Source organism: Myceligenerans cantabricum (assembly GCF_054777735.1).
The window spans coordinates 55,483-76,921 of the sequence record NZ_BAAHAJ010000001.1; the positions used below are offsets into that span (position 1 = coordinate 55,483).

21 protein-coding genes and 3 tRNA genes are annotated in these 21,439 nt (G+C 70.8%); 17 read left to right on the plus strand and 7 right to left on the minus strand.

The window, feature by feature from the left end; translation table 11 throughout:
- Positions 1-2: 2 nt before the first annotated feature.
- Positions 3-863 carry a PhzF family phenazine biosynthesis protein gene (locus ACYU96_RS00245; RefSeq protein WP_460747964.1) on the minus strand — a complete coding sequence of 287 codons (861 nt, stop codon included), beginning with the start codon at positions 861-863 and terminating at the stop codon, positions 3-5.
- A gap of 173 nt (positions 864-1,036) precedes the next feature.
- On the opposite strand from ACYU96_RS00245, the gene ACYU96_RS00250 reads away from it, so the two are divergent.
- The 9 genes from ACYU96_RS00250 (at position 1,037) to ACYU96_RS00290 (ending at position 7,304) form a co-directional block, all read left to right on the plus strand.
- Complete coding sequence (locus ACYU96_RS00250) at positions 1,037-1,789, plus strand: lytic polysaccharide monooxygenase (RefSeq protein ID WP_460747965.1); 753 nt, start codon at positions 1,037-1,039, stop codon at positions 1,787-1,789.
- Between the two features lie 123 nt (positions 1,790-1,912).
- On the plus strand, positions 1,913-2,848 hold the full coding sequence (locus ACYU96_RS00255) for a 3-methyladenine DNA glycosylase (RefSeq protein ID WP_460747967.1): 936 nt from the start codon (positions 1,913-1,915) through the stop codon (positions 2,846-2,848).
- A 9-nt stretch (positions 2,849-2,857) separates the two neighbouring features.
- Complete coding sequence (locus tag ACYU96_RS00260) at positions 2,858-3,640, plus strand: fumarylacetoacetate hydrolase family protein (RefSeq protein WP_460747969.1); 783 nt, start codon at positions 2,858-2,860, stop codon at positions 3,638-3,640.
- 90 nt (positions 3,641-3,730) lie between these two features.
- The gene (gene gltX, locus ACYU96_RS00265) at positions 3,731-5,146 is read left to right on the plus strand and encodes a glutamate--tRNA ligase (protein WP_460747972.1); all 1,416 of its coding nucleotides are present in this window, start codon (positions 3,731-3,733) and stop codon (positions 5,144-5,146) included.
- Complete coding sequence (locus tag ACYU96_RS00270) at positions 5,143-6,087, plus strand: lysostaphin resistance A-like protein (RefSeq protein WP_460747974.1); 945 nt, start codon at positions 5,143-5,145, stop codon at positions 6,085-6,087. The genes gltX and ACYU96_RS00270 overlap by 4 nt, the downstream gene beginning before the upstream one ends.
- A gap of 31 nt (positions 6,088-6,118) precedes the next feature.
- The gene (locus ACYU96_RS00275) at positions 6,119-6,931 is read left to right on the plus strand and encodes an HAD family hydrolase (RefSeq protein ID WP_460747976.1); all 813 of its coding nucleotides are present in this window, start codon (positions 6,119-6,121) and stop codon (positions 6,929-6,931) included.
- Positions 6,932-7,026: 95 nt separating this feature from the next.
- Positions 7,027-7,098 (plus strand) — tRNA-Gln (locus ACYU96_RS00280).
- A gap of 22 nt (positions 7,099-7,120) precedes the next feature.
- Positions 7,121-7,193, plus strand: a tRNA-Glu gene (locus ACYU96_RS00285).
- 38 nt (positions 7,194-7,231) lie between these two features.
- A tRNA-Glu gene (locus ACYU96_RS00290) sits at positions 7,232-7,304 on the plus strand.
- Between the two features lie 89 nt (positions 7,305-7,393).
- Here ACYU96_RS00290 and ACYU96_RS00295 read toward each other — a convergent pair.
- From ACYU96_RS00295 to ACYU96_RS00305, 3 genes are all read right to left on the minus strand, one after another.
- Positions 7,394-8,035: a PH domain-containing protein gene (locus ACYU96_RS00295; protein WP_460747977.1), complete on the minus strand. Its 642-nt coding sequence runs from the start codon at positions 8,033-8,035 to the stop codon at positions 7,394-7,396.
- A 9-nt stretch (positions 8,036-8,044) separates the two neighbouring features.
- Positions 8,045-8,227, minus strand: a complete 183-nt coding sequence (locus ACYU96_RS00300) for a hypothetical protein (protein WP_460747979.1) — start codon at positions 8,225-8,227, stop codon at positions 8,045-8,047.
- Positions 8,228-8,349: 122 nt separating this feature from the next.
- On the minus strand, positions 8,350-9,069 hold the full coding sequence (locus tag ACYU96_RS00305; protein ID WP_460747980.1) for an IclR family transcriptional regulator: 720 nt from the start codon (positions 9,067-9,069) through the stop codon (positions 8,350-8,352).
- 100 nt (positions 9,070-9,169) lie between these two features.
- Here ACYU96_RS00305 and leuC point away from each other — a divergent pair, with 100 nt between their 5' ends.
- Positions 9,170-10,690, plus strand: a complete 1,521-nt coding sequence (leuC, locus tag ACYU96_RS00310) for a 3-isopropylmalate dehydratase large subunit (RefSeq protein WP_460747982.1) — start codon at positions 9,170-9,172, stop codon at positions 10,688-10,690.
- A 31-nt stretch (positions 10,691-10,721) separates the two neighbouring features.
- Positions 10,722-11,360 carry a 3-isopropylmalate dehydratase small subunit gene (gene leuD, locus ACYU96_RS00315; protein ID WP_460747983.1) on the plus strand — a complete coding sequence of 213 codons (639 nt, stop codon included), beginning with the start codon at positions 10,722-10,724 and terminating at the stop codon, positions 11,358-11,360.
- Positions 11,361-11,520: 160 nt separating this feature from the next.
- Here leuD and rnhA read toward each other — a convergent pair whose 3' ends face one another.
- Positions 11,521-11,940 (minus strand): ribonuclease HI, encoded by a 420-nt coding sequence (rnhA, locus tag ACYU96_RS00320; protein WP_460748421.1) that lies wholly within the window; start codon positions 11,938-11,940, stop codon positions 11,521-11,523.
- A gap of 203 nt (positions 11,941-12,143) precedes the next feature.
- Between rnhA and ACYU96_RS00325 the strand changes: the two genes are divergently transcribed.
- Complete coding sequence (locus tag ACYU96_RS00325; protein ID WP_460747984.1) at positions 12,144-12,998, plus strand: LLM class flavin-dependent oxidoreductase; 855 nt, start codon at positions 12,144-12,146, stop codon at positions 12,996-12,998.
- A gap of 58 nt (positions 12,999-13,056) precedes the next feature.
- On the plus strand, positions 13,057-13,989 hold the full coding sequence (locus ACYU96_RS00330; protein ID WP_460747986.1) for an AEC family transporter: 933 nt from the start codon (positions 13,057-13,059) through the stop codon (positions 13,987-13,989).
- 39 nt (positions 13,990-14,028) lie between these two features.
- On the opposite strand, the gene ACYU96_RS00335 is transcribed toward ACYU96_RS00330, so the two are convergent.
- Positions 14,029-14,463, minus strand: coding sequence for a VOC family protein (locus ACYU96_RS00335; RefSeq protein WP_460747987.1), 435 nt, complete (start codon positions 14,461-14,463; stop codon positions 14,029-14,031).
- A gap of 212 nt (positions 14,464-14,675) precedes the next feature.
- Here ACYU96_RS00335 and lpdA point away from each other — a divergent pair, with 212 nt between their 5' ends.
- From lpdA to ACYU96_RS00350, 3 genes are all read left to right on the plus strand, one after another.
- Positions 14,676-16,079: a dihydrolipoyl dehydrogenase gene (gene lpdA, locus ACYU96_RS00340; protein WP_460747988.1), complete on the plus strand. Its 1,404-nt coding sequence runs from the start codon at positions 14,676-14,678 to the stop codon at positions 16,077-16,079.
- Positions 16,080-16,270: 191 nt separating this feature from the next.
- Positions 16,271-17,578 carry a tyrosine-type recombinase/integrase gene (locus ACYU96_RS00345; protein ID WP_460747990.1) on the plus strand — a complete coding sequence of 436 codons (1,308 nt, stop codon included), beginning with the start codon at positions 16,271-16,273 and terminating at the stop codon, positions 17,576-17,578.
- Between the two features lie 221 nt (positions 17,579-17,799).
- On the plus strand, positions 17,800-18,798 hold the full coding sequence (locus ACYU96_RS00350) for a hypothetical protein (RefSeq protein WP_460747991.1): 999 nt from the start codon (positions 17,800-17,802) through the stop codon (positions 18,796-18,798).
- 137 nt (positions 18,799-18,935) lie between these two features.
- On the opposite strand, the gene ACYU96_RS00355 is transcribed toward ACYU96_RS00350, so the two are convergent.
- Positions 18,936-19,163 (minus strand): helix-turn-helix domain-containing protein, encoded by a 228-nt coding sequence (locus ACYU96_RS00355; protein WP_460747992.1) that lies wholly within the window; start codon positions 19,161-19,163, stop codon positions 18,936-18,938.
- Between the two features lie 942 nt (positions 19,164-20,105).
- Here ACYU96_RS00355 and aspS point away from each other — a divergent pair.
- Positions 20,106-21,410 (plus strand): aspartate--tRNA(Asn) ligase, encoded by a 1,305-nt coding sequence (gene aspS / locus ACYU96_RS00360; RefSeq protein WP_460747994.1) that lies wholly within the window; start codon positions 20,106-20,108, stop codon positions 21,408-21,410.
- Positions 21,411-21,439 lie beyond the last annotated feature (29 nt).

The window sequence follows — 21,439 nt, forward strand, 5'->3', positions numbered from 1 at the left end:
CGTCAGAGGCGGAGCTCGCCCGCGACGGTAGTGGTCGTGGCACCCGCCACCCAGACCTCTCCGTCGGGGAGCCTGGTGACGTGGGCACGGCCCTCGCGGCCGAGGGCCGTGCCCTGTGCCGCGACGTACGCCGCCGGCAGCACGTTACCCGCCAGCCACTGGCCGAAGCCCGCGTTCAGGCTCCCGGTGACCGGGTCCTCGTCCACCCCGATCGTCGGGACGAACGCGCGCACCTCGACGTGGGCGCCGAGGCGCTCGCGGTCGGCAGGCGTGTGCTCGCCGATCACACCGATGTCCAGACCGGCGAACTGGGTCGGGTCCACGCGCAGCGCCAGGACCGCCGTGGCGTCGCGGAGCTGCACGCCGACCCAGCCCGGGCCGTTGTCCAGCCAGGAGGCACGGACGATGTCGGACACGTCGATCCGCAGCGCGCGGGCGATCTGCGCGACGTCGTCCTCGTCGACGGGCCCGGAGCGCAGGAGCGGCGGGGCGGCGAAGGCGAGCCGGGAGCCGCCGTCGGGCAGCGTCTCCCTGCGGAGCGTGACCAGGCCGACGCCGCACTCCTGGACCACCACCCCGTCGCCGGCGGGCTCGCCGCCGGCCTCGAGCCAGGCGTGCGCGGTGCCGAGCGTGGGGTGCCCGGCGAACGGCAGCTCGCTCGACGGCGTGAAGATGCGCACGCGATAGTCGGCGCCCGGATCCGTGGGCGGGAGCAGGAACGTGGTCTCGGAGAGGTTCGTCCAGTGGGCGAAGGCGGCCAGCTGTTCGTCGGAGAGCCCTGCGGCGTCGTGCACGACGGCGACCGGGTTGCCGCCGGTCGGGTTCGCGGAGAAGACGTTGACCTGGCGAAACGGGAGACTCATGGGGACAGGGTAGGAGGCAGGTCACGCGGGCAGGCACGACCTCGCCGGCGTCCCCTACCCGCGCGATCGCTAAACGCTTCGACCCCTCACGCCCCGGTGCCCGACTTCGTACGGTCACCAGGCACGCACTTGACCGACCTATCGGATTTCGATCCGCACCGAGGTGACAACGCATGAGATCTCTCGCGCACTTCCCGACGCCGCGCTCCGCGGTCGGGCGGCTGTTCCTGTCCGTCGTGGCCGTCCTCGCCCTGACCCTCACGGTGCTCGTCGCGGCACCGACACCGTCCGCCCAGGCCCACGGGTGGATCTCGGACCCGCCGAGCCGCCAGGACCTGTGCTACACCGGCACTGTCGCCAACTGCGGGCCGGTCCAGTACGAGCCGTGGAGCGTGGAGGCTCCCAAGGGCTCGATGCAGTGCTCCGGAGGCGGCCGCTTCAGTGAGCTCGACAACGAGTCGATCGCCTGGCCGCGCCAGGCGGTCAGCACCAACCAGACGTTCACGTGGGACATCGTGGCGAACCACTCCACGTCGACCTGGGAGTACTTCGTGGACGGCCAGCTGCACACGACGATCGACGACGGCGGGGCGCTGCCGCCCGACGTCGTCACCCACCAGATCTCCAACCTGCCGGAGGGCAACCACAAGATCTTCGTCCGGTGGAACATCGCCGACACGGTGAACGCGTTCTACGCCTGCATCGACGCGTACATCACCCCGGGCGGGACGGAGCCCGACCCCGACCCCGAGCCCGAGCCCGGTGAGTGCGACGTGGCGACGTGGAGCCCGACCACCGTGTACCTGGGCGGCGACCAGGCATCCTTCGACGGGGCCGTGTACGAGGCCCAGTGGTACACGTCGAACCAGAGCCCGGCCGACTGGTCGGACCAGTACGAGGTCTGGCAGCAGGTGCGTACCTGCTGACCGCCTGACCGTCCACGCGGCGTCGAGGCGGTGCGCGACTCGTCGCGCTGCTGTCCCGACGCCGCGTGCCACCGGACCCGGAGCACGACCGAGCAGCGCCCGCCACCCCATTACCCTGACGGGGTGACTGTCACGAGTGAGCCCGTCGGTGTCGTCGCGCCCGCGGCCTGGCGCGCCGCGGTGGACGCCCACGTCGCGCGCGCCGACGTGCTCACGGCCGTGCGGCGCGCGGCGCAGGCCGCCGGGCGCAAGCACGCGATCGAGGACTTCCTGTTCACCTACTACCCGACCCGGATCGCGCACCTGCGTCGCTGGCATCCCGGCCCGGGGGTGGTGCTGGCCGACGGTCCGCCGGGGGACGGCCCGCCGCACGCCGCGTGGCGGTGGTACACGCGGACGGCGGCGGGCGTGACGCTCGACGTCGGCGCGTTCCTGGCGGACCGTGGCGACACCGTGCGGTACGTGCGCGAGCTGCTCACCGCGACGGCGTCGCGCCCCGGCGCGTTCGGCTGCCTCGGGCTGCACGAGTGGGCCATGGTGTACCGGGACGAGGCGGCGGGGCGGGACCACCGCCACCCGCTGCCCCTGCGCCTGGGCCATGCCGGGACGGACGCCGTCGTGGAGTCCCACCCGGTGCGGTGCTCGCACTTCGACGCGTTCCGCTTCTTCACGCCCGAGGCGGCCGGCCGCAACGGCCTGCGGCCGACGCGCGCCACGCAGCCCGCGCTGGAGCAGCCGGGCTGCCTGCACGCCAACATGGACCTGTACAAGTGGTGCCTCAAGCTCGGCCCCGCCGTCCCCGGCGACCTGCTGCTGGACGCGTTCGAGCTGGCCCGCGACATCCGGTACACCGACATGGCGGCCTCCCCGTACGACGTGTCCGCGTACGGCGTCGAGGCGGTGGCGATCGAGACGCCGGAGGGCAGGACGCAGTACGTGCGGCGGCAGCGCGCCTTCGCCGACCGCGCGTCCGCCCTGCGCCGCCGGGTCCTGGCCGTCTGCCAGGACCTGCTCGGCGGCGTGCCCGCCGGTGCGTCAGGACCGCCCGCGGGCACGTAGATTGGGTGGGTGCGCATCGCGAGATTCACCACCGGAGACGACCCCAAGTTCGGCCTCGTGCAGGAGGAGGGAGACAGGACCTACCTCGCCGTGCTCGGCGGCGACCCGCTGTACATGCCGGCCATGCCGACGGGCGAGCGGGTCGAGCTGGGCGACGGCGTCCGGCTCCTGGCGCCGGTCATCCCACGGTCGAAGATCGTCGCCGTCGGCAAGAACTACGCGGCGCACGCCGCCGAGATGGGCGGAGAGGTGCCCGCCAGCCCGCTGCTGTTCTTCAAGCCGAACACCTCCGTCATCGGGCCCGACGACCCGATCGTGCTGCCGGACTTCTCCGACGAGATCAGCTACGAGGCCGAGCTCGCCGTCGTGGTCGGGAAGGTGTGCAAGGAGGTGCCGGAGGAGGACGCGGCGTCGTACATCCTCGGCTACACCGTCGCGAACGACGTCACCGCCCGCGACGCGCAGCGCACCGACGGCCAGTGGGCGCGCGCCAAGGGCTTCGACGGGTCGTGCCCGCTCGGACCGTGGATCGACACGGACCTCGACCCGGCCGACGTCGGCGTCAGGTCCCGTGTCAACGGCGAGACCAAGCAGGACGGCCGCACGCGCGACCTCGTGTTCGACGTGCCGTTCCTCCTCTCCTACATCTCGCAGGCGATGACCCTGCTGCCGGGCGACGTCATCCTCACCGGCACGCCCGCCGGCGTGGGGCTCGTGGACCACGGTGATCGCGTCGAGTGCGAGGTCGAGGGGCTGGGCGTGCTCGCGAACCCGGTCCTGCGGCGGAGCTGAGGCCGCGGCCCGGACCCCCGCGGACGACGACGGCGACCCGCGCGCGGCGGCGTCGTCGCGGTGTCGGACGCGCCGACTACCCTGGACCGCGTGAACTCCTCGACCTCCGTACGCGTCCGATTCGCCCCGTCGCCCACCGGCATGTTCCATGTCGGCGGCGCCCGCTCCGCGCTGTTCAACTGGGCCGTGGCCAAGCAGCAGGGCGGCGTCTTCGTGCTGCGCGTCGAGGACACCGACGCCTCGCGCAACAAGCCCGAGTGGGTGGACGGGATCCTGTCCGCGATGGAGTCGCTGGGCATCACCCAGGACGACCCGGCCTTCGAGGGGCCCTACTACCAGTCGAAGAACGCCGGCATCCAGCGGGAGGCCGCCGAGCGCCTGTACGCCGCGGGCGCGGCCTACTACTGCGACTGCACCCGGGACGACGTCGCCGCCCGCACCGGCAACAAGCAGACCGGCTACGACGGCCACTGCCGCGACCGCGGCCTCGAGCACGCCGAGGGCCGCGCCCTGCGCTTTCGCACGCCCGACGACGGCGAGACGCACGTCGTCGACCTGATCCGCGGCAACCCCGCCTTCCCGAACGACACGCTCGAGGACTTCGTCGTCGCCCGCGGCGACGGGTCGCCCGTGTTCCTGCTCGCGAACGTCGTCGACGACGTCGACGAGGGCATCACCCACGTGATCCGCGGCGAGGAGCACCTGCCCAACACCCCCAAGCAGCAACTGCTGTGGGAGGCGCTCGGCGCCACCCCACCCGTCTGGGCGCACCTGCCCGTCATCGTCAACGAGAAGCGGCAGAAGCTCTCCAAGCGCCGTGACAAGGTGGCCCTCGAGGACTACCTCGCCGACGGCGTGCTGCCCGCAGCGATGGTCAACTACCTCATGCTGCTCGGCTGGGCGCCCGGCAACGACGAGGAGATCCTCCCGTTCGACGAGCTCGTGAGCCGCTTCCGCATCGAGGACGTCAACTCCTCCTCCGCGTTCTTCGACCTGAAGAAGCTCACCGCCTTCAACGGCGAGTACATCCGCGCGCTGCCCCTCGACGAGTTCAAGGACGCCTGCGCCCCCTACCTCGTCGCCCCGCACGCGCCCTGGCCCCCGGAGCAGTTCGACCGGCAGGCGTTCGACGCCGTCGCGCCGCTCGCCCAGACCCGCGTCGCCCTCCTCGCCGAGATCACGGACAACGTCGACTTCCTCTTCCTCGACGAGCCCGCCGTCGACGAGGACTCCTGGAAGAAGGCCATGAAGGGCGACCCCGCCACCCTGCTCGCCGACATGCGAGCGGCGCTCGCGGACACGACGTGGGAGGCGGAGCCGCTCAAGGAGACGGTGACCGCCGTCGGGGAGAAGCACGGGCTGAAGCTGGGCAAGGCGCAGGCGCCGCTGCGGGTGGCGGTGACCGGCCGCAGGATCGGGCTCCCGCTGTTCGAGTCGCTCGAGGTGCTCGGGCGGGAGCGCACCCTGGCCCGCGTGGACGCCGCGACCGGGCGGCTCGCCGAGTGACGGGCACCGACGTGGCGGTGCCCCGCAACTACCCGCAGGCGTGGCGGGGACCGTGGCACCGGTGGTGGCGGCCCCTGCTCGCGATCGCCGTCGCGCTGGGCGGAGCCGGGGTGTTCTTCGTCTGGTCCGCCCTCACGCAGGCCGGGGCGATCTTCGCCGACGACCCGGTGAAGTTCGCGACCGACCTCGAGGAGGCGGCGCTGGCCCCGGAATGGATGGTCACGCCGCTGGGCCTCCTGGCGATGAACCTCTCGCTCGCCATCCCGATCCCGGTCGCGCTGCTGGCGGCCCTGGTCGTCACGGGACGGCCGGGTCTGGTCTCGTCGGTCCTCGGCCGGCTGCGCTGGGGCCTGCTGCTCGGTGCGGCGGGCGTGTCGTTGCTCGTGCTGGTGCCGCTCGGCTTCGTGCTGGAGTGGGTGGCGCCGACGTCGGGCGAGGAGCTCGCGGTCGCTCCGGAGGTGGGCTGGCAGCTGGTCCTGCTGGTGATCCTGCTGACCACGCCCTTGCAGGCGGCGGGCGAGGAGTACTTCTTCCGTGGCTGGGTGCAGCAGGTCGTCGGGGCGTGGTGCCGCTCGCCGTGGCTCGCCGTCGCGCTGCCGATGCTGATCTCGGCCACGCTGTTCGCGTTCGCGCACGGCGTGCAGAGCCCGTGGCTGTTCGCGGACCGGTTCTTCTTCGGGGTCGTGGCGAGCGTGCTGGTCTGGCGCACCGGCGGCCTGGAGTGCGCCATCGCGCTGCACGTGGTGAACAACCTGTTCGCGTTCGGGGCCGCCATCGCCACGGGGAGCATGGCCGACGCCATGCTGATCTCGGAGGTGGACGCCCTGTCCGGGGCGCTCAGCATGACGGGCACACTGGTGTCCGGTGCCGCGCTGCTGGGCTTCGCCCGCTGGCGCAAGGCGCAGCGGCTGACCACGCCGGTGATCGACGGCGTCGCGTAGAGCGCGGCGTCGCGGCCGCACCGAGGGGACGGTGCGGGCGAGCAGTGCCGCGCGGCAGGGCGCCGGCGGGACGGAGAAGGAGCATCTGGTGGACGGTGTGCTGTTCGACGTCGACGACACCCTCGTCGACACCCGCAAGGCCTTCGCCCGGGCGCTGGACGCGGTCCGGGAGCGGCACCTCCCGGCCGCGGGGGCGGAGCGTCTGGAGGAGATGCTGCACCACTGGCGGTCGGACCCGGGCGGCTGGTACCGGCGGTACACGCGCGGCGAGACGGACCACCGGACGCAGCGGCGGCACCGGGCGGCGCTGCTGCACGAGACGTTCGGCGGGGCGCCCGTGACGGATGCGTCCTTCGACGAGTGGGACGAGCTGTTCTGGGGCACCTTCGAGAAGTCCTGGACCCCGTTCGACGACGCCGCGTCCACGCTCGCCGCCGCACGTGAGGCCGGGCTGCGTGTGGGCGTGGTGACGAACGCGGCGGTGGAGCTGCAGGAGCGCAAGCTGGCCGCCGTCGGCCTGTCCGGCCTGCCGGTGCTCGTGGGCGTGGACACGCTCGGGTTCGGCAAGCCGGACGCGCGGGTCTTCACCGAGGGCGCGCGACGGCTGGGGACGGACCCGGCACGGACCGCCTACGTCGGCGACGAGCCGGCGGTCGACGCCGCGGCGGCCCGGGACGCGGGGCTGCTCGGGGTGTGGCTCGCCCGACCGGGCGTGCGGAAGCGGACCCACGAGACCGAGGACCAGGGCGCGATGCGCAGCTCCGGGATCGCCGTCATCGCGGGGCTGGCCGAGCTTCCGGCGGCGCTGAGCGGCCGCGGGGAGCGTTCGTCGACGTCGGCGTGATGCACCGCACCTGAATCCGCTTTGGCAGGTCGGCGACTGTCGGGTAGTGTTTTCCCTCGGTGACGCCCTCCATCTGGGGGGAGCGGACACCCCCTTGGGGTATGGTGTAATTGGCAGCACGAGTGGTTCTGGTCCACTTAGTCTAGGTTCGAGTCCTGGTACCCCAGCGCAGTACAGCAGCAGTCTCTGGCCCCCATCGTCTAGCGGCCTAGGACGCCGCCCTCTCACGGCGGTAACGCGGGTTCAAATCCCGCTGGGGGTACGCAGGTCCACCGGCTCCGGCCGGTGTCGTGGTTCCAGGCCCCCATCGTCTAGCGGCCTAGGACGCCGCCCTCTCACGGCGGTAACGCGGGTTCAAATCCCGCTGGGGGTACGAGAGACGAAGAGGTGGAACGGGTTCGGGTCTTCCGAACCGGCTCCGCCTCTTTGTGCTTGGTGGGGCGGAGCCCTCTCGCCCCCGGGTCAGGCCTCGTCGCGGCGGGGGATCCTGATCTGCTGGGTGCGGGGAGTGGACGGGGTGCCGTCGTCCGGGTCTTCGCGGCGGGGCGGGACGATCGACGGAGGCATCGCGGTCGGCTTCCTCTCCCCCTCCGGGGCCGGGTGGAACAGGTCCGTCATGAGGGTGCGGTAGAGCGAGTCCGAGCCCGGGATGTAGTCCACCGTGCTGAGCTCCTGCTCCTGGCCGGCCGACTCGAAGTGGAACGTCCCGTAGCCGAGCAGCTGCCCCATGAGGTGCTGGCGGTAGCCGAGGTCGGTCACCTTGTCGCGCGGCATCGTCGCCACCGACTGCACGACGAGCCCCGTCACCGTCATGAGCCGCAGGTTCGTCATGAGCAGCCACTCGTGCTGCCACTCCAGGTACTTCCACACGAAGCGTGCCGCGAGCACCGCCCACGCCCAGAACAGCCAGATCAGGATGCTGCGCATGTCGCTGCTCGCGGCCAGGAAGACGAACGCGAGCACCACGAACGAGCCCACCGTGGTGAACGCCGGCTCCCAGAGCCGGATCCAGTGCCGGTGGGTGGCGAAGACGATCTCCTCGCCGCCCAGGATGTACTTGCGCAGTCCCCTGTGCCGCCGGAGGAAGCCGTCGGTATCGGTCACGGACTCAGGTCACCCGGCCAGGATCCCCGAGAACAGCTGCTCGAAGAACGCGGCGATCGCCAGGATGGAGTCCCAGATCATGTTCCAGATCGTGAGGACGAAGTCCGCCGACCCGTTGGGGTCGCTGATGATCATGGACACGATGGCGATCACCGCCAGCCAGATGAGGATGAGCCTCAGTTTGGGTGACATCTCTCTTCCTCACGACGACGAGCGTGCGGCCGGACGGCGCACACGTCGATGAAAGGGTACTTTCCGGGCCGAGCGTGTGCAGTCGTCATCGTCGGCGTGGCGCGAAGGTTTGGTAAAGAAAGTCACTCGCCCGAGCGATGGAGCACCTCGGTGAGCTTGTTCGCGGCGGCGGCCACGGCGGCCGAGTGCAGCCGGCCGGGCTGCCGGGACAGGCGCTCCACGGGCCCGGACACGCTCACCGCGGCCACCACACGGCCCGACGGTCCGCGCACGGGAGCGGAGACGGACGCGACGCCGAGCTCGCGCTCCGAGACCGACTGCGCCCAGCCGCGCCGTCGGACACCGGACAGGATCGTCGCGGTGAAGACCGCCTCGCGGAGGCCGCGGTGCAGGCGGTCCGGCTCCTCCCAGGCGAGCAGGATCTGCGCGGCCGAGCCGGCGTGCATCGTGAGCGTGGCGCCGACCGGGATCGAGTCCCGCAGGCCCACGGGGCGCTCGGCGGCCGCGACGCAGACCCGCTGGTCGGCCTGGCGGCGGTAGAGCTGCGCGCTCTCCCCGGTGTGGTCCCGCAAGGCGATGAGCACCGGGTTCGCTGCGGCGAGCAGCCGGTCCTCCCCGGCTGCCGTGGCGAGCTCGTTGAGGCGTGGACCCAGCACGAAGCGCCCCTGCATGTCGCGTGCGACCATGCGGTGGTGCTCCAGCGCGACCGCCAGGCGGTGCGCCGTCGGCCGGGCCAGCCCCGTCGAGTTCACGAGCTGTGCCAGAGTGGCCGGACCGGCCTCGAGTGCCCCGAGGACGGACGCGGCCTTGTCCAGTACGCCGACTCCGCTAGTATCGTCCATACCTCGATATTGCCGTCTCAGGGCGTGAGATAGCAAGTCGACATCCGTGGAGCTAACACGACACGGGGCGAAACTGGAAGCGACGAGGAGGCGACCCGCAATGGCCGGCACGCTGGCGGAGAAGGTCTGGGAGGCACACCTGGTGCGACGTGGCACCGGGGGCGAGCCCGACCTGCTGTACATCGATCTGCACCTCGTCCATGAGGTGACAAGTCCGCAGGCGTTCGAAGGCCTGCGCCTGGCCGGGCGCCCGGTCCGTCGTCCGGACCTCACGATCGCGACCGAGGACCACAACACCCCCACGCTGGACATCGACCAGCCGATCGCGGACCAGACGAGCCGCACCCAGATCGACACGCTGCGCGCCAACGCACGCGAGTTCGGCGTCCGGCTGCACAGCCTCGGCGACGCCGACCAGGGGATCGTCCACCAGGTGGGACCCCAGCTGGGCCTGACGATGCCGGGCCTGACTGTCGTCTGCGGCGACTCGCACACCTCCACGCACGGCGCGTTCGGCGGCCTGGCGTTCGGTATCGGCACGTCCGAGGTGGAGCACGTGCTCGCCACGCAGACGCTGCCGCTGACGCCGTTCAAGACGATGGCGATCACCGTGAACGGCGCGCTGCCGCCCGGCACCACGAGCAAGGACATCATCCTGGCGGTCATCGCCAAGATCGGCACCGGCGGCGGCCAGGGCTACGTCCTGGAGTACCGCGGCGAGGCGATCCGCAAGCTGTCGATGGAAGCGCGGATGACCATCTGCAACATGTCCATCGAGGCGGGCGCCCGCGCCGGCATGATCGCGCCGGACGAGACCACGTTCGAGTACCTCGCGGGCCGTCCGCACGCGCCCGAGGGCGCCGACTGGGACGAGGCCGTCGAGTACTGGAAGACGCTGAGGTCCGACGACGACGCCGAGTTCGACGCCGAGGTGGTCCTCGAGGCCGCCGACCTCGAACCCTTCGTCACGTGGGGCACCAACCCCGGCCAGGGCCTGCCGATCTCGGCCTCCGTGCCGGTGCCGGCGGAGATCGCCGACGAGTCCGAGCGCGTCGCGGCCGAGCGCAGCCTGGAGTACATGGGTCTGGAGCCGGGCACGGCGCTGCGGGACGTCAAGGTCGACACGGTGTTCATCGGCTCCTGCACCAACGGCCGCATCGAGGACCTGCGGTCCGTCGCCAAGGTCGTCAAGGGCCGCAAGAAGTCGGACGACCTGCGGGTGCTCGTCGTGCCGGCGTCGGCCCGCGTGCGGCTGCAGGCCGAGGCCGAGGGCCTCGACCAGATCTTCCAGGACTTCGGGGCGGAGTGGCGCAACGCCGGTTGCTCGATGTGCCTGGGCATGAACCCGGACCAGCTCGCGCCGGGGGAGCGGTCGGCGTCGACGTCGAACCGCAACTTCGAGGGCCGGCAGGGCAAGGGCGGCCGGACCCACCTGGTGTCGCCGCTCGTCGCGGCGGCGACCGCGATCCGCGGCACGCTGTCGTCGGTGGCGGACCTGGAGCTGGGCCATGACGTCGACCTCACCACCTTCGACGGCACGCCGCTGGACGGCGTCGGCGCGCCGCCGATCACCGAGACCGTCGTCGACCTGCCGATGCCCGTGCCGGCCGGCGCGCGCTGACCTGCCCGGCCGCTACCTCACGGAGACCATCATGGAGAAGTTCACCACCCACACCGGTGTCGGAGTGCCGCTGCGCCGCGGCAACGTCGACACCGACCAGATCATCCCGGCCGTCTACCTCAAGCGGGTCACCCGCACGGGCTTCGAGGACGCGCTGTTCTCCGCCTGGCGGAACGACCCGTCGTTCGTGCTCAACCAGGAGGCGTACTCGGCGGGGTCCGTACTCGTGGCCGGGCCTGACTTCGGCACCGGCTCCTCGCGCGAGCACGCCGTCTGGGCGCTGAAGGACTACGGGTTCCGCGTGGTGCTGTCGAGCCGGTTCGCGGACATCTTCCGCGGCAACTCGGGCAAGCAGGGGCTGCTCGCGGGCATCGTCGCGCAGGAGGACATCGAGATCCTGTGGAAGGTGCTGGAGACGAGGCCGGGCACCGAGGTGACGGTGGACCTGGACGCACGGACCGTGACGGCCGACGACGTCACCGTGCCCTTCCAGATCGACGACTACACGCGCTGGCGGCTCATGGAGGGTCTGGACGACATCGGCCTCACCCTCCAGCACGCCGACGAGATCACGACGTTCGAGGAGACCCGCGCGAGCTGGCGCCCCAGGACGCTCCCGGCCAAGCACTGGCCGACGGAGACGGTGGAACCGGCACGGCCGGTGAGCTGACGCCCCGCCGCCGCGCGGGCGTGGCCGGCCGCGCACAGCCGGGCGCAGCCGCGCACAGCCGGGCGCGTGATCGGTCCGTTCTTGAGTGATCGGCAGTTTGAACTGCCGATCACTCAAGAACGGACCGATCAAAGCCTCGGCGAGTGATCGATCGCGGCCGTCAGCGGACGCTGTCGACTCCCTTGTTCGCCAGGGCGTCGGCGGCCTCGTTGCCTGGGTCGCCGGCGTGGCCCCTGACCCAGACCCAGCGGACCCCGTGGCGGCCGACCTCGGCGTCGAGCGCCTGCCACAGGTCCACGTTCTTCACCGGCTGCTTGGACGCCGTCCGCCAGCCGTTGCGCTTCCAGCCGGCGATCCATGACTTCATCCCGTTCATCACGTAGGACGAGTCGACGTGGATCGTCACCTCGCTCGGGCTCTTGAGCGTACGCAGCGCCTCGACCACGGCCGTCAGCTCCATGCGGTTGTTCGTGGTGGCCGGGTCGCCGCCGAAGATCTCCTTCTCGTGCGTGCCCGAGCGCAGCAGCGCGCCCCAGCCGCCGATGCCGGGGTTTCCCTTGCAGGCGCCGTCGGTCCACATCTCGACGACGGGACGCGGGCTGTCAGTGAGGTCTCCGGGGCTGGTCACGGGGTCCAACCTTAGCCGTGTCGCTGCTTCTCGCCGCATCTGCCGGTGTTCCGGCCGGGGTGAGCGGGTACGGCGCCCCTCGTGTCGGTGTCGGTGTCCCGGCGTAGCGTGGCGCACGACACGGCAGGCACGTCCGACCGCACGGAGGCTGGGGCATGAAGTACGGGTTCATCGGGAGCTTCGGGACACCGGAGCAGCACGTCGTGCTCGCGCGCGAGTGCGAGGAGCACGGCTGGGACGGCTTCTTCACGTGGGATGCGATCAGCATGGGTCCGTTCGGCGCCACGTGGGACCCGTTCTCGCTGCTCTCGGCGGTGGCAGCCGTCACCGAACGCATCACGCTCGGCGCGATGGTCTTCGCCCTGCCGCGGCACCGCCCGTGGGAGCTCGCGCAGCGTGCGCTCACCGTGGACCACCTGTCCGGGGGCCGGCTGGTGCTGCCGGTCGGCGTCGGCGTCCTGGACGACGGCGGCTTCGGGTCCGTCCCCGGCCAGGCGACGGACCTCAAGGAACGTGCCGAGCTGCTCGACGACGTGCTCGCGTACCTCGACGCCTCGTGGCGGGGCGAGCCGTTCTCGTTCGCGGGCGAGCGTATCGAGACCGGCGAGATGTCCTTCCCGGAGCAGCCGGTGCACGGACGGATCCCGGTGTGGCCCGTCGGGGTCTGGGACCCTGTGCGGCCGCCCGTGAAGAACCTCGCCCGCACCCTGCGCTGGGACGGCATCGTGACCCAGAACCGCGGCACGGCCGAGGAGCCGGGGCCGGACTCCGTCCGCGGTGTCACCACCTGGCTGCGGTCGCAGGAGGCCTGGGGGGAGCGGAGCCCGGACCGCTCGTTCGACGTCGTGGCGCAGGGCAAGCTGTCGGCGGACCGCGGGGAGGCGGCCGACCAGGCACGCGCCATGCAGGAGGCGGGCGCCACCTGGTGGATCGATTCCTGGTGGGACCCGGAGACCGTCACACCGGAGCTCCTCCTGGAGAAGGTCCGGCAGGGGCCGCCGGCAGTCTGACCGGCGTACGTCCTGAGACGCCCGCGAGTCGTCCGGGACGGCGGAATACGCTCGCCAGGTGCACGACGTCCTCCTCGGGTTCACGACCATCGCCGCCGTCATCGCCGTCGGCTACGGGATCGCGGCCGTCAAGCTGCTGGACGAGCACGCGCAGACGGTCCTGACGCGGCTGTCGTTCTTCGTGGCGAGCCCGTGCCTGCTGTTCGTGGTGATGTCCGAGACCGACGTCGCGGGCTTCCTCTCGCGCAACCTCGTGGCGACGGCCGCGGGCGTCGCCGCCGCGGCGATCCCGTACGTCCTCGTCGCGAGGCTGGTGCAGCGGCGCCGTGCCGACGAGACGGCGATCGGCGCGATGTGCTCCGCCTACTGCAACGCGGGGAACCTCGGCCTGCCGGTCGCCGCCTACGTGCTCGGCGACGCCGCGCTCATCGCCCCGATGCTGCTGCTCCAGCTCGGCGTGCTGCAGCCGATCGCGCTCATGGTGCTCGACGCCGGCCGCGAGGGCCTGCGTCGCACCCGCTCCGAGGCGTTCTGGCGGGCGGCGCGGCTGCCGTTCACCAACCCCCTGACCGTCGCCACCCTGCTCGGCCTGGCGATCTCCCTGACCGGCCTGCGCGTGCCCGACCTCGTCATGGAGCCGGTAGGGCTCGTCGGTGGCCTCGCCGTGCCGGGCGTGCTCATCGCCTACGGCATCTCGCTGCGGCTCGGCCCGCTGCCGGGCCGGGGCGTGCCGGCCGTCGAGCTCGGGTTCGTCACGCTCCTCAAGCTCGTCGTGCAGCCGCTCGGCGCGTACGCCGCCGGTCGCCTGCTCGGGGTCGACGACGTCGCCCTGCTCGCCCTCACCGTGACCGCGGCGCTCCCGAGCGCGCAGAACATCTTCGTGCACGCGACCCGCTTCGGCCGGGCCGAGCTGCTCGCCCGCGACGCGATCTTCGTGACCACCATCGGCTCGGTGCCGGCGATCACCGTGATCACGCTGCTGGTGGCGTGACGGCCGGGCCGGGCGGGCAGATAGGCCCGGCCGGCCCGGCTAGTCGAGGCAGAACTCGTTGCCCTCGATGTCCTGCAGCGTGATGCAGGACTCGTTGTCCTCGTCGGCCTCCTGCGTCAGCACGTGGGTCGCGCCGAGGGCGAGGAGCCGGTCGGCCTCGGCCTGGAGCGTCGCGAGCCGCTCCGCCCCCACGAGCCCGGCGCCGCGCCGCACGTCCAGGTGCACCCGGTTCTTGACGACCTTGCCCTCGGGGACCCGCTGGAAGAACAGCCGCGGGCCCGCGCCCGTCGGATCGACGCACGCGAACGCCGCGTCCCGGTCCTCGGGCGGCAGCGAGCGAGTGAAGTCGTCCCACGAGTCGAACCCCTCCGGTGCCGGCGGGACGACGTACCCCAGGACCTCGCACCAGAAACGGGCGAGGCGCTCGGGCTGCGCGCAGTCGAAGGTGACCTGGAAGTGCTGGACCGACGTCATCAGCCCACCCTAGGGCGAGCAACGGCCGACCGCGCCAGGCTTTTTCCACGGGCTCGCGAGGACGTGGCGGCGGGCGCGGAGCAGCAGACGACAGCACCGAACGGGGCGTGCACGGCGCCCGGCCGCGGCAGCCGTCGTCGTCGTCGGCCGGCGGCTCTTCCATGACGGACGTCACGCCACGGCATCGCCGCTCTGCCCATAGGCTGGGGGCCATGGCTTCCCACTACGACGTCGTTCTCCTCGGAGCTGGCCCTGGCGGCTACGTCGCCGCGATCCGTGCGGCGCAGCTCGGCAAGTCCGTTGCGATCATCGAGGAGAAGTACTGGGGTGGTGTCTGCCTCAACGTGGGCTGCATCCCCTCCAAGGCCCTCCTGCGGAACGCGGAGCTGGCCCACCTCTTCACGCATGACAAGGACCTGTTCGGGATCTCGGGCGACGTGTCGTTCGACTTCGGCAAGGCCTGGGACCGCTCGCGCACGGTCGCGGATGGCCGCGTCAAGGGCGTCCACTTCCTCATGAAGAAGAACAAGATCACCGAGTACGACGGCCGCGGCTCGTTCGTGGACGCGAACACCATCGACGTCACGCTCAACAAGGGCGGCTCGGAGCGCGTCACCTTCGACAACGTGATCATCGCGACGGGCTCGCAGGTCAAGCTGCTGCCGGGGGTCGAGCTCAGTGACAATGTCGTCACCTACGAGAAGCAGATCCTCACGCGCGAGCTGCCGAAGTCGATCGCCATCGTCGGCGCCGGCGCCATCGGCATGGAGTTCGGGTACGTCCTGAAGAACTACGGCGTGGACGTCACGATCATCGAGTTCCTCGACCGTGCGCTGCCGAACGAGGACGCGGACGTCTCCAAGGAGATCGCCAAGCAGTACAAGAAGCTCGGCGTGAAGGTCCTGACCTCCACCGCCGTGCAGACCGTCAAGGACAACGGCTCCTCCGTCCAGGTCAGCTACAAGGGCGTGAAGGACGACAAGCCGGGCGAGCTCACCGTCGACAAGGTGCTCATGGCCGTCGGCTTCGCACCGAACGTCGAGGGTTTCGGGCTGGAGAACACCGGCGTCGCGCTCACCGACCGCGGCGCGATCGGCATCGACGACCACATGCGCACCAACGTGCCGCACATCTACGCCATCGGCGACGTGACCGCGAAGCTCATGCTCGCGCACGTGGCCGAGGCGCAGGGCGTCGTCGCCTCCGAGACCATCGGCGGCGCCGAGACGCAGACCCTCGGGGACTACCGGATGATGCCGCGCGCCACGTTCTGCTCGCCGCAGGTGGCCTCGTTCGGCCTCACCGAGCAGCAGGCCAAGGACGAGGGCTACGACGTGAAGGTCGCGTCCTTCCCGACCATGGCCAACGGCAAGGCGCACGGCCTCGGCGACACCGCCGGCTTCGTCAAGCTCGTGGCCGACGCCAAGTACAACGAGCTGCTCGGCGGGCACCTCATCGGCCCGGACGTGTCCGAACTGCTGCCCGAGCTGACGCTCGCGCAGAAGTGGGACCTCACCGCGGACGAGGTGGCGCGGAACGTGCACACCCACCCGACGCTGTCGGAGTCGGTGCAGGAGTCCATCCATGGGCTGGCGGGGCACATGATCAACCTGTAGTTGGTCGCTCGGCCGCCCTTGGGCGGTCGGGCTGGTGAGAGGCCCGGATCCGCGGAATTCCGCGGATCCGGGCCTCTTTTGCGTGTGGTGTCGCGTGGACACCTGAGGTCGTGAGGAGTCCCGGATTGCCGCCCCCTATGGCACGGGGATGGCACGACGACGGACACGACGCGAACCAGGGAGACACGACGATGAGCCAGGTGACGACGCCGAAGCGGCGGGGCCGCGAGGCATGGGGGAGCCTGCGGAAGCTGCCCTCGAAGCGGTGGCAGGCACGGTACCCGGGGCCCGACGGGGAGACGTACTCCGCGCGGACCGAGGACGACAAGCCGCTGACCTTCCTCACGAAGACCGACGCCCGGGCGTGGCTGAACCGGATGCACGAGACGATCGCCTCCGGGCGGTGGGAGCCTCCGGCCGAGGCCGTTCGGCGGCGTCGGGCCGAGGCCGAAGCGGCGGCGCTGCGGGACGTCACGTTCCGCAACTACGCGGAGCAGTGGCTCCAGCGGATCGCGCACGAGCCGGGCAAGGGAGGGCGACGGCGTCGGTCCGGAACCGTGACCTCCTACCGGGGGCGTATCAACAACTACCTCCTCGAACCGCTCGGCGATGTCAAGGTCCGCGACATCGACACCGCTAGGGTGCGGGCGCTCGCGGCCGAGCTCACCGCGCGGCCGTCGGTGCTGAAGCCCGGGGCGGGGCACAACGGGGTTGCCGGCGACGTCGTGGACACGCTCAAGATGATCCTGCGCGCGGCGGTCAAGGACGGCCTGTTGGGCGCGATGCCGGACGTGATGACGCCCGCTCGGAAGTCGGTGCGGCACGACGACGCGCACACTCCCGAGGACGACGTCGCGACGCCCGCTCAGGTCGATGCGCTGTATCGGGCGGTGCCGCAGCCGTGGCGGATCGCGGTGCTGTTCGCGGCGTGGTGCCAGCTGCGGCGCGGGGAGGTGCTGGGGCTGCAGCGGAGGGACATCGTCTGGAACGGCGGCCGGACGGCGGCGACGCTGTACGTGCGGCGGCAGAAGAACGGGACCACGGGGAAGCTCGCGGACCCGAAGTCGGACAACGCGGTGCGGTCTATGTCGGTTCCGCCGCTCATGATCGAGCGGCTGCGGGAGCACCTGGACGAGCGCGTGGGGTCGGGGCGGATGGCGCCGGTGGTGCCGGTTCAGGAGCGGGGTGGGGAGCATCTTTCGGCGTCCCGGTGGAACGGGGTGTGGACGGAGGCTCGGGCGGAGGTGGCCGGGCTGCCGGACGGGTACCGGTTCCACGACCTGCGGCACACCGGGCTCACGCGGTTCGCCCAGGAGGGGGCCACGCTTGCCGAGCTCATGCGGCGCGGGGGCCACGCCGACGTCGCGGTGGTGCTGCGGTATCAGAAGGCGACGATGGCGCGGGACATCGATCTGGCGGCGCGGATGAGTGCGACGGTGGGGGAGGAGATGCGGGTGGAGAGGGAGCGGGCGGAGGCTGAGGAGGGCAGGGCGGCATGAGGTCTGGCGGTGAGGCCCGTGTCGTCGCAGCCCCACGTGCCCGGCCTCCGCGTCGTCCTCCGTGTGCTTGAGGAGCATGGCTCCGTCTCTCCGTGTCATGGTCTGAGCTGTTCGTGGGCGAGCCTCTTGCAGAGCCTTGCGGAAGGAGTGTCGTGGCCGCTCCGACCACGTCGAGTGAGCATCCGTCCGTGACCCGCTCCTCGTGCAGCAGAATTGGCGCGATGGCACCACGAAACATGTCGGCGCGGCAGCGTTTCTACGTTGCCGCCACCCGCTGGTCGGCGGGCCAGGGAGTCGACAACCAGTTCCTGATCGACGCCGCGACGCACGCTCTCGCGTCCGGCGTGGACTCGCCGACGCTGCGTGAACTCGCTGGGATGTCGTCCCACGACGACTCCGAAGGCCTGAGAGCGCTGCTCGGTGACGCGCTTGCGGAGCTGATGCTGCCCCATCCGGGCGGACTGGAGCCTTCCGATGTCCTGGCTGACGACGGTGGCGTCGTCCCGCGGACTCCGGCGGAGGCCGTTCGATTTGAGATCGCCTCGGCTGACGTCTATGACCGGTTCCAGGTGCTGGTTTTCGTCGACGGCATCGAGATGACGTCCCGCGCTGCAGGCTTGGGCATGGCGCCTTCCAGCTTGTTCGTACCGGAGAACCTGCTGGTCGCCACTGGCAAGCCGCGCATCGTGCCGATCGCACGTTGTGAATGCGGGGAGTACGGCTGCGGAGTGACCGACGTCCGCATCCTGCGACAGGGCGCCGTCGTGCACTGGGACTGGCTGCACGAGACTCCGACCGATCACGGCGCGAGCTTCGACGCAGACCAGTACGACGCCGAGGTCGCCCGCATCGGTGCCGACCACTCCTGGGAGCGTCCAGAGGATACCGCTCATCGGTTGATCCTGACCGGCGCGGACCACGAACGACTCCAGGCCGAGGGGCTGACCCTGCGCTGGGCGCAGCCAGCCTATGGTTCGCCGTCGACGTTCCGTGTCGCGCTCCAGACGACCGACAACATCTACCAGGTGTTCCTTCATCTTCCGCTTGACGGCAAGGCGCCGACCGAGATCGTCGGTGACGTTCTGCAGCTGCTCGACGAACCTCCGTCTGCCTGGGAGGCGGAGTTCCACGCGACCCTGACAGCGGTGACCGACCCGCCCGCCATCGCAGGTACCAGATGGTCGAGAGCCGATTTCGGCCGGCCTCGGAGGGCGACATGACCGGCACAGTCTCTTCCGCGTCTCCAAAGGGCTACGAGGTGCTGAGTCCGCTCGGTGGTCAATGAGGGCGCTGTGTTGGACGACGGGCGTGGGACGGAGGCAGGGACGTGCGGTGTGAGGTCGTACCAACCTGCTCGTTAGGTCGTGTTGGGCCGCGTCGAATGTGCTGCAGGGATCGCGACCACAAGTCGCCGAGTCAGTTCGTCGAGGTCCACCCGGATCAGTCGGCCGATGCGGTAGCCGGTGATGGTGCCGTCGGCGATGCGGCGGCGTAGCGTCTTCACGGACACGTGGAGGTGCGCGGCGGCATCGGCGAGGGTCACCAGATGGATAGGCGGCGTGCCGGGTGAGTTGTGGTGAGGCATGGGCTCTACCTTTCGACGCTGTGTGGCTGACATTTGCGCAGGTCGCACGGTCCGGCCAATTTGGCGCCACCGTGAGTGTCCGACTCGTCCTGCACTGCCGCGCCCTTGCTCACTCACTATTCTGAGGTGTGGATGTACCCCTTCATGTCCCCCACTTCTGCGTCAGCTGGCTTGCTCGGGTGGGGGACATGGCGTGGTGCAGGGCGAACGTCGGGCCGTCCGTCCGTCATCGAGCCCCTCGCGTCGTTCCGGCGATCGTTCTTTGGTTTCAAAGTCCGATCGTCGTCGTTGGAGTGGACGTCGAAGCCGGCGTCGGCCAGGCGCTCCACCAGGAGTTCGACGTTGTGCCGGGCTCGGCGGGCCATCGCGCGAGCGACCGCTTCAGCGTCCTCACGAATGGGCGCGTGCAGAGCGGCGGACCCCAGCTCTCGCAGCTCGCTCCAGACCTCATCGTGTTCGCCTCGTTCGTACCTGGCGGCATAGCTCGTCACGAGCCGACATCCTGCCAGGCGCGGAGCTCGGGGCCGATGTCACGTGATCCTCAGCAACTACTCGGCCGCCCGGTGCCACCCCCTGTCTCCCACCGCAGCGGCTGCCGGGCCACGACCTGATACACCTCTGGCATCACTGGCTGTTAGAAATGCTTGATAGCGATTGCTGAACTCGGCCTTCGCACGGCACTCACGTGGTTGGACCCATGCGTGCCCTCGCGTCCTGGTGCTTTGGCGGCGGTGAAACGTCTGGACCTCATGGCGGTGGCCTCATAGGCTTCTTTGTGGCTGGCGTGGGGTGTGACGACCCCCGATGAGCGTTGGCTCGCGCGTGCGGCGGACCGACGAGAGGCCGGTCCCTTTGTCTGACCGGCGAAGGTGTGGTGGCACCGCGAATTTGCCCCTCGCCCACACCTCCAGGGCAGTCATTGCGAACTGGAGGTGAATCTTCATGAGTGTGTTGTCTTCCGTGTCGCCCGCACGAACGTTGTGCGGCGACCTTTCTGCGGCCGAACCAGGTAGCCGGGTGCGGTTGCAGGGCTGGGTGCACCGGCGGCGTGTGTTGTCGGCGGTGTCGTTCCTGATCGTGCGAGACAGGTCGGGCCTGGCCCAGGTCGTGGTCCGGCCCGAGGACGGCCAGGAGATCCCGCCGGAGGAGACCACCATCGAGGTGGTCGGTACCGCGACGCCGAACGAGCAGGCGGCCGGCGGCGTGGAACTCACGTCGCCGATCATCACGCCGCTGACCGAGCCGGCTGTCACGCCTCCGGCGGAACTGTGGCGTCCCAAACTGAACGCGGCCCTGCCTACGCTGCTGGACCACGCGCCGGTCATGTGGCGCCACCCGGCCCAGCGGGCCGCGTGGGAGATCGCGGCCGCGTCGCTGCGCGGGTTCCGCACTGCCCTGGACGCGTCCGGCTTCACCGAGGTGCAGTCGCCGAAGTTCGTGGCCTCGGCCACCGAGTCCGGGGCGAACGTGTTCCAGGTCGGCTACTTCGGCCGTCCCGCCTACCTGGCGCAGTCCCCGCAGTTCTACAAGCAGCAACTGGTGGGCGTCTTCGAGCGGGTCTACGAGGTGGGGCCGGTGTTCCGCGCCGAGCCGCACGACACGGTGCGTCACCTGGCCGAGTACGTGTCCCTGGACGTGGAGTTCGGCTTCATCCGCGACCACCGCGAGGTGCTGGCCGTGCTGCGTGACGTGATCGCCGGCATGGCCGACGGAATCACCGCGCACGCCGCCGGCGCGGTCGAGCGGCTGGGGATCGAGGTGCCCAAGGTGCCCGACCAGATCCCCGTCGTGCACTTCGCCAAGGCCCTTCGAATCGTGGGTGCACCTGAGGACGAGCCTGACCTGGCACCGGAGCACGAGCGGTCGCTGGGGGAGTGGGCGGCAGAGGAGTTCGGCAGCGACTTCCTGGCCGTGGAGGGCTACCCGATGGCCAAGCGGCCGTTCTACACCCACCCGCAGCCGGACGACCCGCGCTGGTCCAACAGCTTCGACCTGCTGTGCCGCGGACTGGAGCTCGTCACGGGCGGGCAGCGACTGCACCGCCCGTCGGACTACGTCGCGGCGATCACCGCACGGGGCGAGGACCCGGCCGTGTACGCCTCCTACCTGCAGGCGTTCGAGCACGGCATGCCACCTCACGGCGGCTTCGCGATCGGGCTGGAACGATGGACCGCCCGCCTGACCGGGGCGGCGAACATCCGCGAGGTGTCCCTGTTCCCCCGCGACCTGCACCGGCTGACACCCTGACCGGACGACAACGGCTGGGCCAGTGGCAG

Bases quoted from the DNA above. Each gene is read 5' to 3' on its own strand.
- ACYU96_RS00250 (WP_460747965.1), top strand. From the start codon at position 1,037: ATGAGATCTCTCGCGCACTTCCCGACGCCGCGCTCCGCGGTCGGGCGG.
- ACYU96_RS00355 (WP_460747992.1), bottom strand. From the start codon at position 19,163: ATGCCTCACCACAACTCACCCGGCACGCCGCCTATCCATCTGGTGACC.
- ACYU96_RS00335 (WP_460747987.1), bottom strand. From the start codon at position 14,463: ATGACGTCGGTCCAGCACTTCCAGGTCACCTTCGACTGCGCGCAGCCC.
- leuD (WP_460747983.1), top strand. From the start codon at position 10,722: ATGGAGAAGTTCACCACCCACACCGGTGTCGGAGTGCCGCTGCGCCGC.
- rnhA (WP_460748421.1), bottom strand. From the start codon at position 11,940: ATGTGGACCGACGGCGCCTGCAAGGGAAACCCCGGCATCGGCGGCTGG.
- aspS (WP_460747994.1), top strand. From the start codon at position 20,106: ATGAGTGTGTTGTCTTCCGTGTCGCCCGCACGAACGTTGTGCGGCGAC.
- leuC (WP_460747982.1), top strand. From the start codon at position 9,170: ATGGCCGGCACGCTGGCGGAGAAGGTCTGGGAGGCACACCTGGTGCGA.
- ACYU96_RS00245 (WP_460747964.1), bottom strand. From the start codon at position 863: ATGAGTCTCCCGTTTCGCCAGGTCAACGTCTTCTCCGCGAACCCGACC.
- ACYU96_RS00325 (WP_460747984.1), top strand. From the start codon at position 12,144: ATGAAGTACGGGTTCATCGGGAGCTTCGGGACACCGGAGCAGCACGTC.
- ACYU96_RS00345 (WP_460747990.1), top strand. From the start codon at position 16,271: ATGAGCCAGGTGACGACGCCGAAGCGGCGGGGCCGCGAGGCATGGGGG.
- ACYU96_RS00300 (WP_460747979.1), bottom strand. From the start codon at position 8,227: ATGTCACCCAAACTGAGGCTCATCCTCATCTGGCTGGCGGTGATCGCC.
- ACYU96_RS00305 (WP_460747980.1), bottom strand. From the start codon at position 9,069: ATGGACGATACTAGCGGAGTCGGCGTACTGGACAAGGCCGCGTCCGTC.
- ACYU96_RS00350 (WP_460747991.1), top strand. From the start codon at position 17,800: ATGGCACCACGAAACATGTCGGCGCGGCAGCGTTTCTACGTTGCCGCC.
- lpdA (WP_460747988.1), top strand. From the start codon at position 14,676: ATGGCTTCCCACTACGACGTCGTTCTCCTCGGAGCTGGCCCTGGCGGC.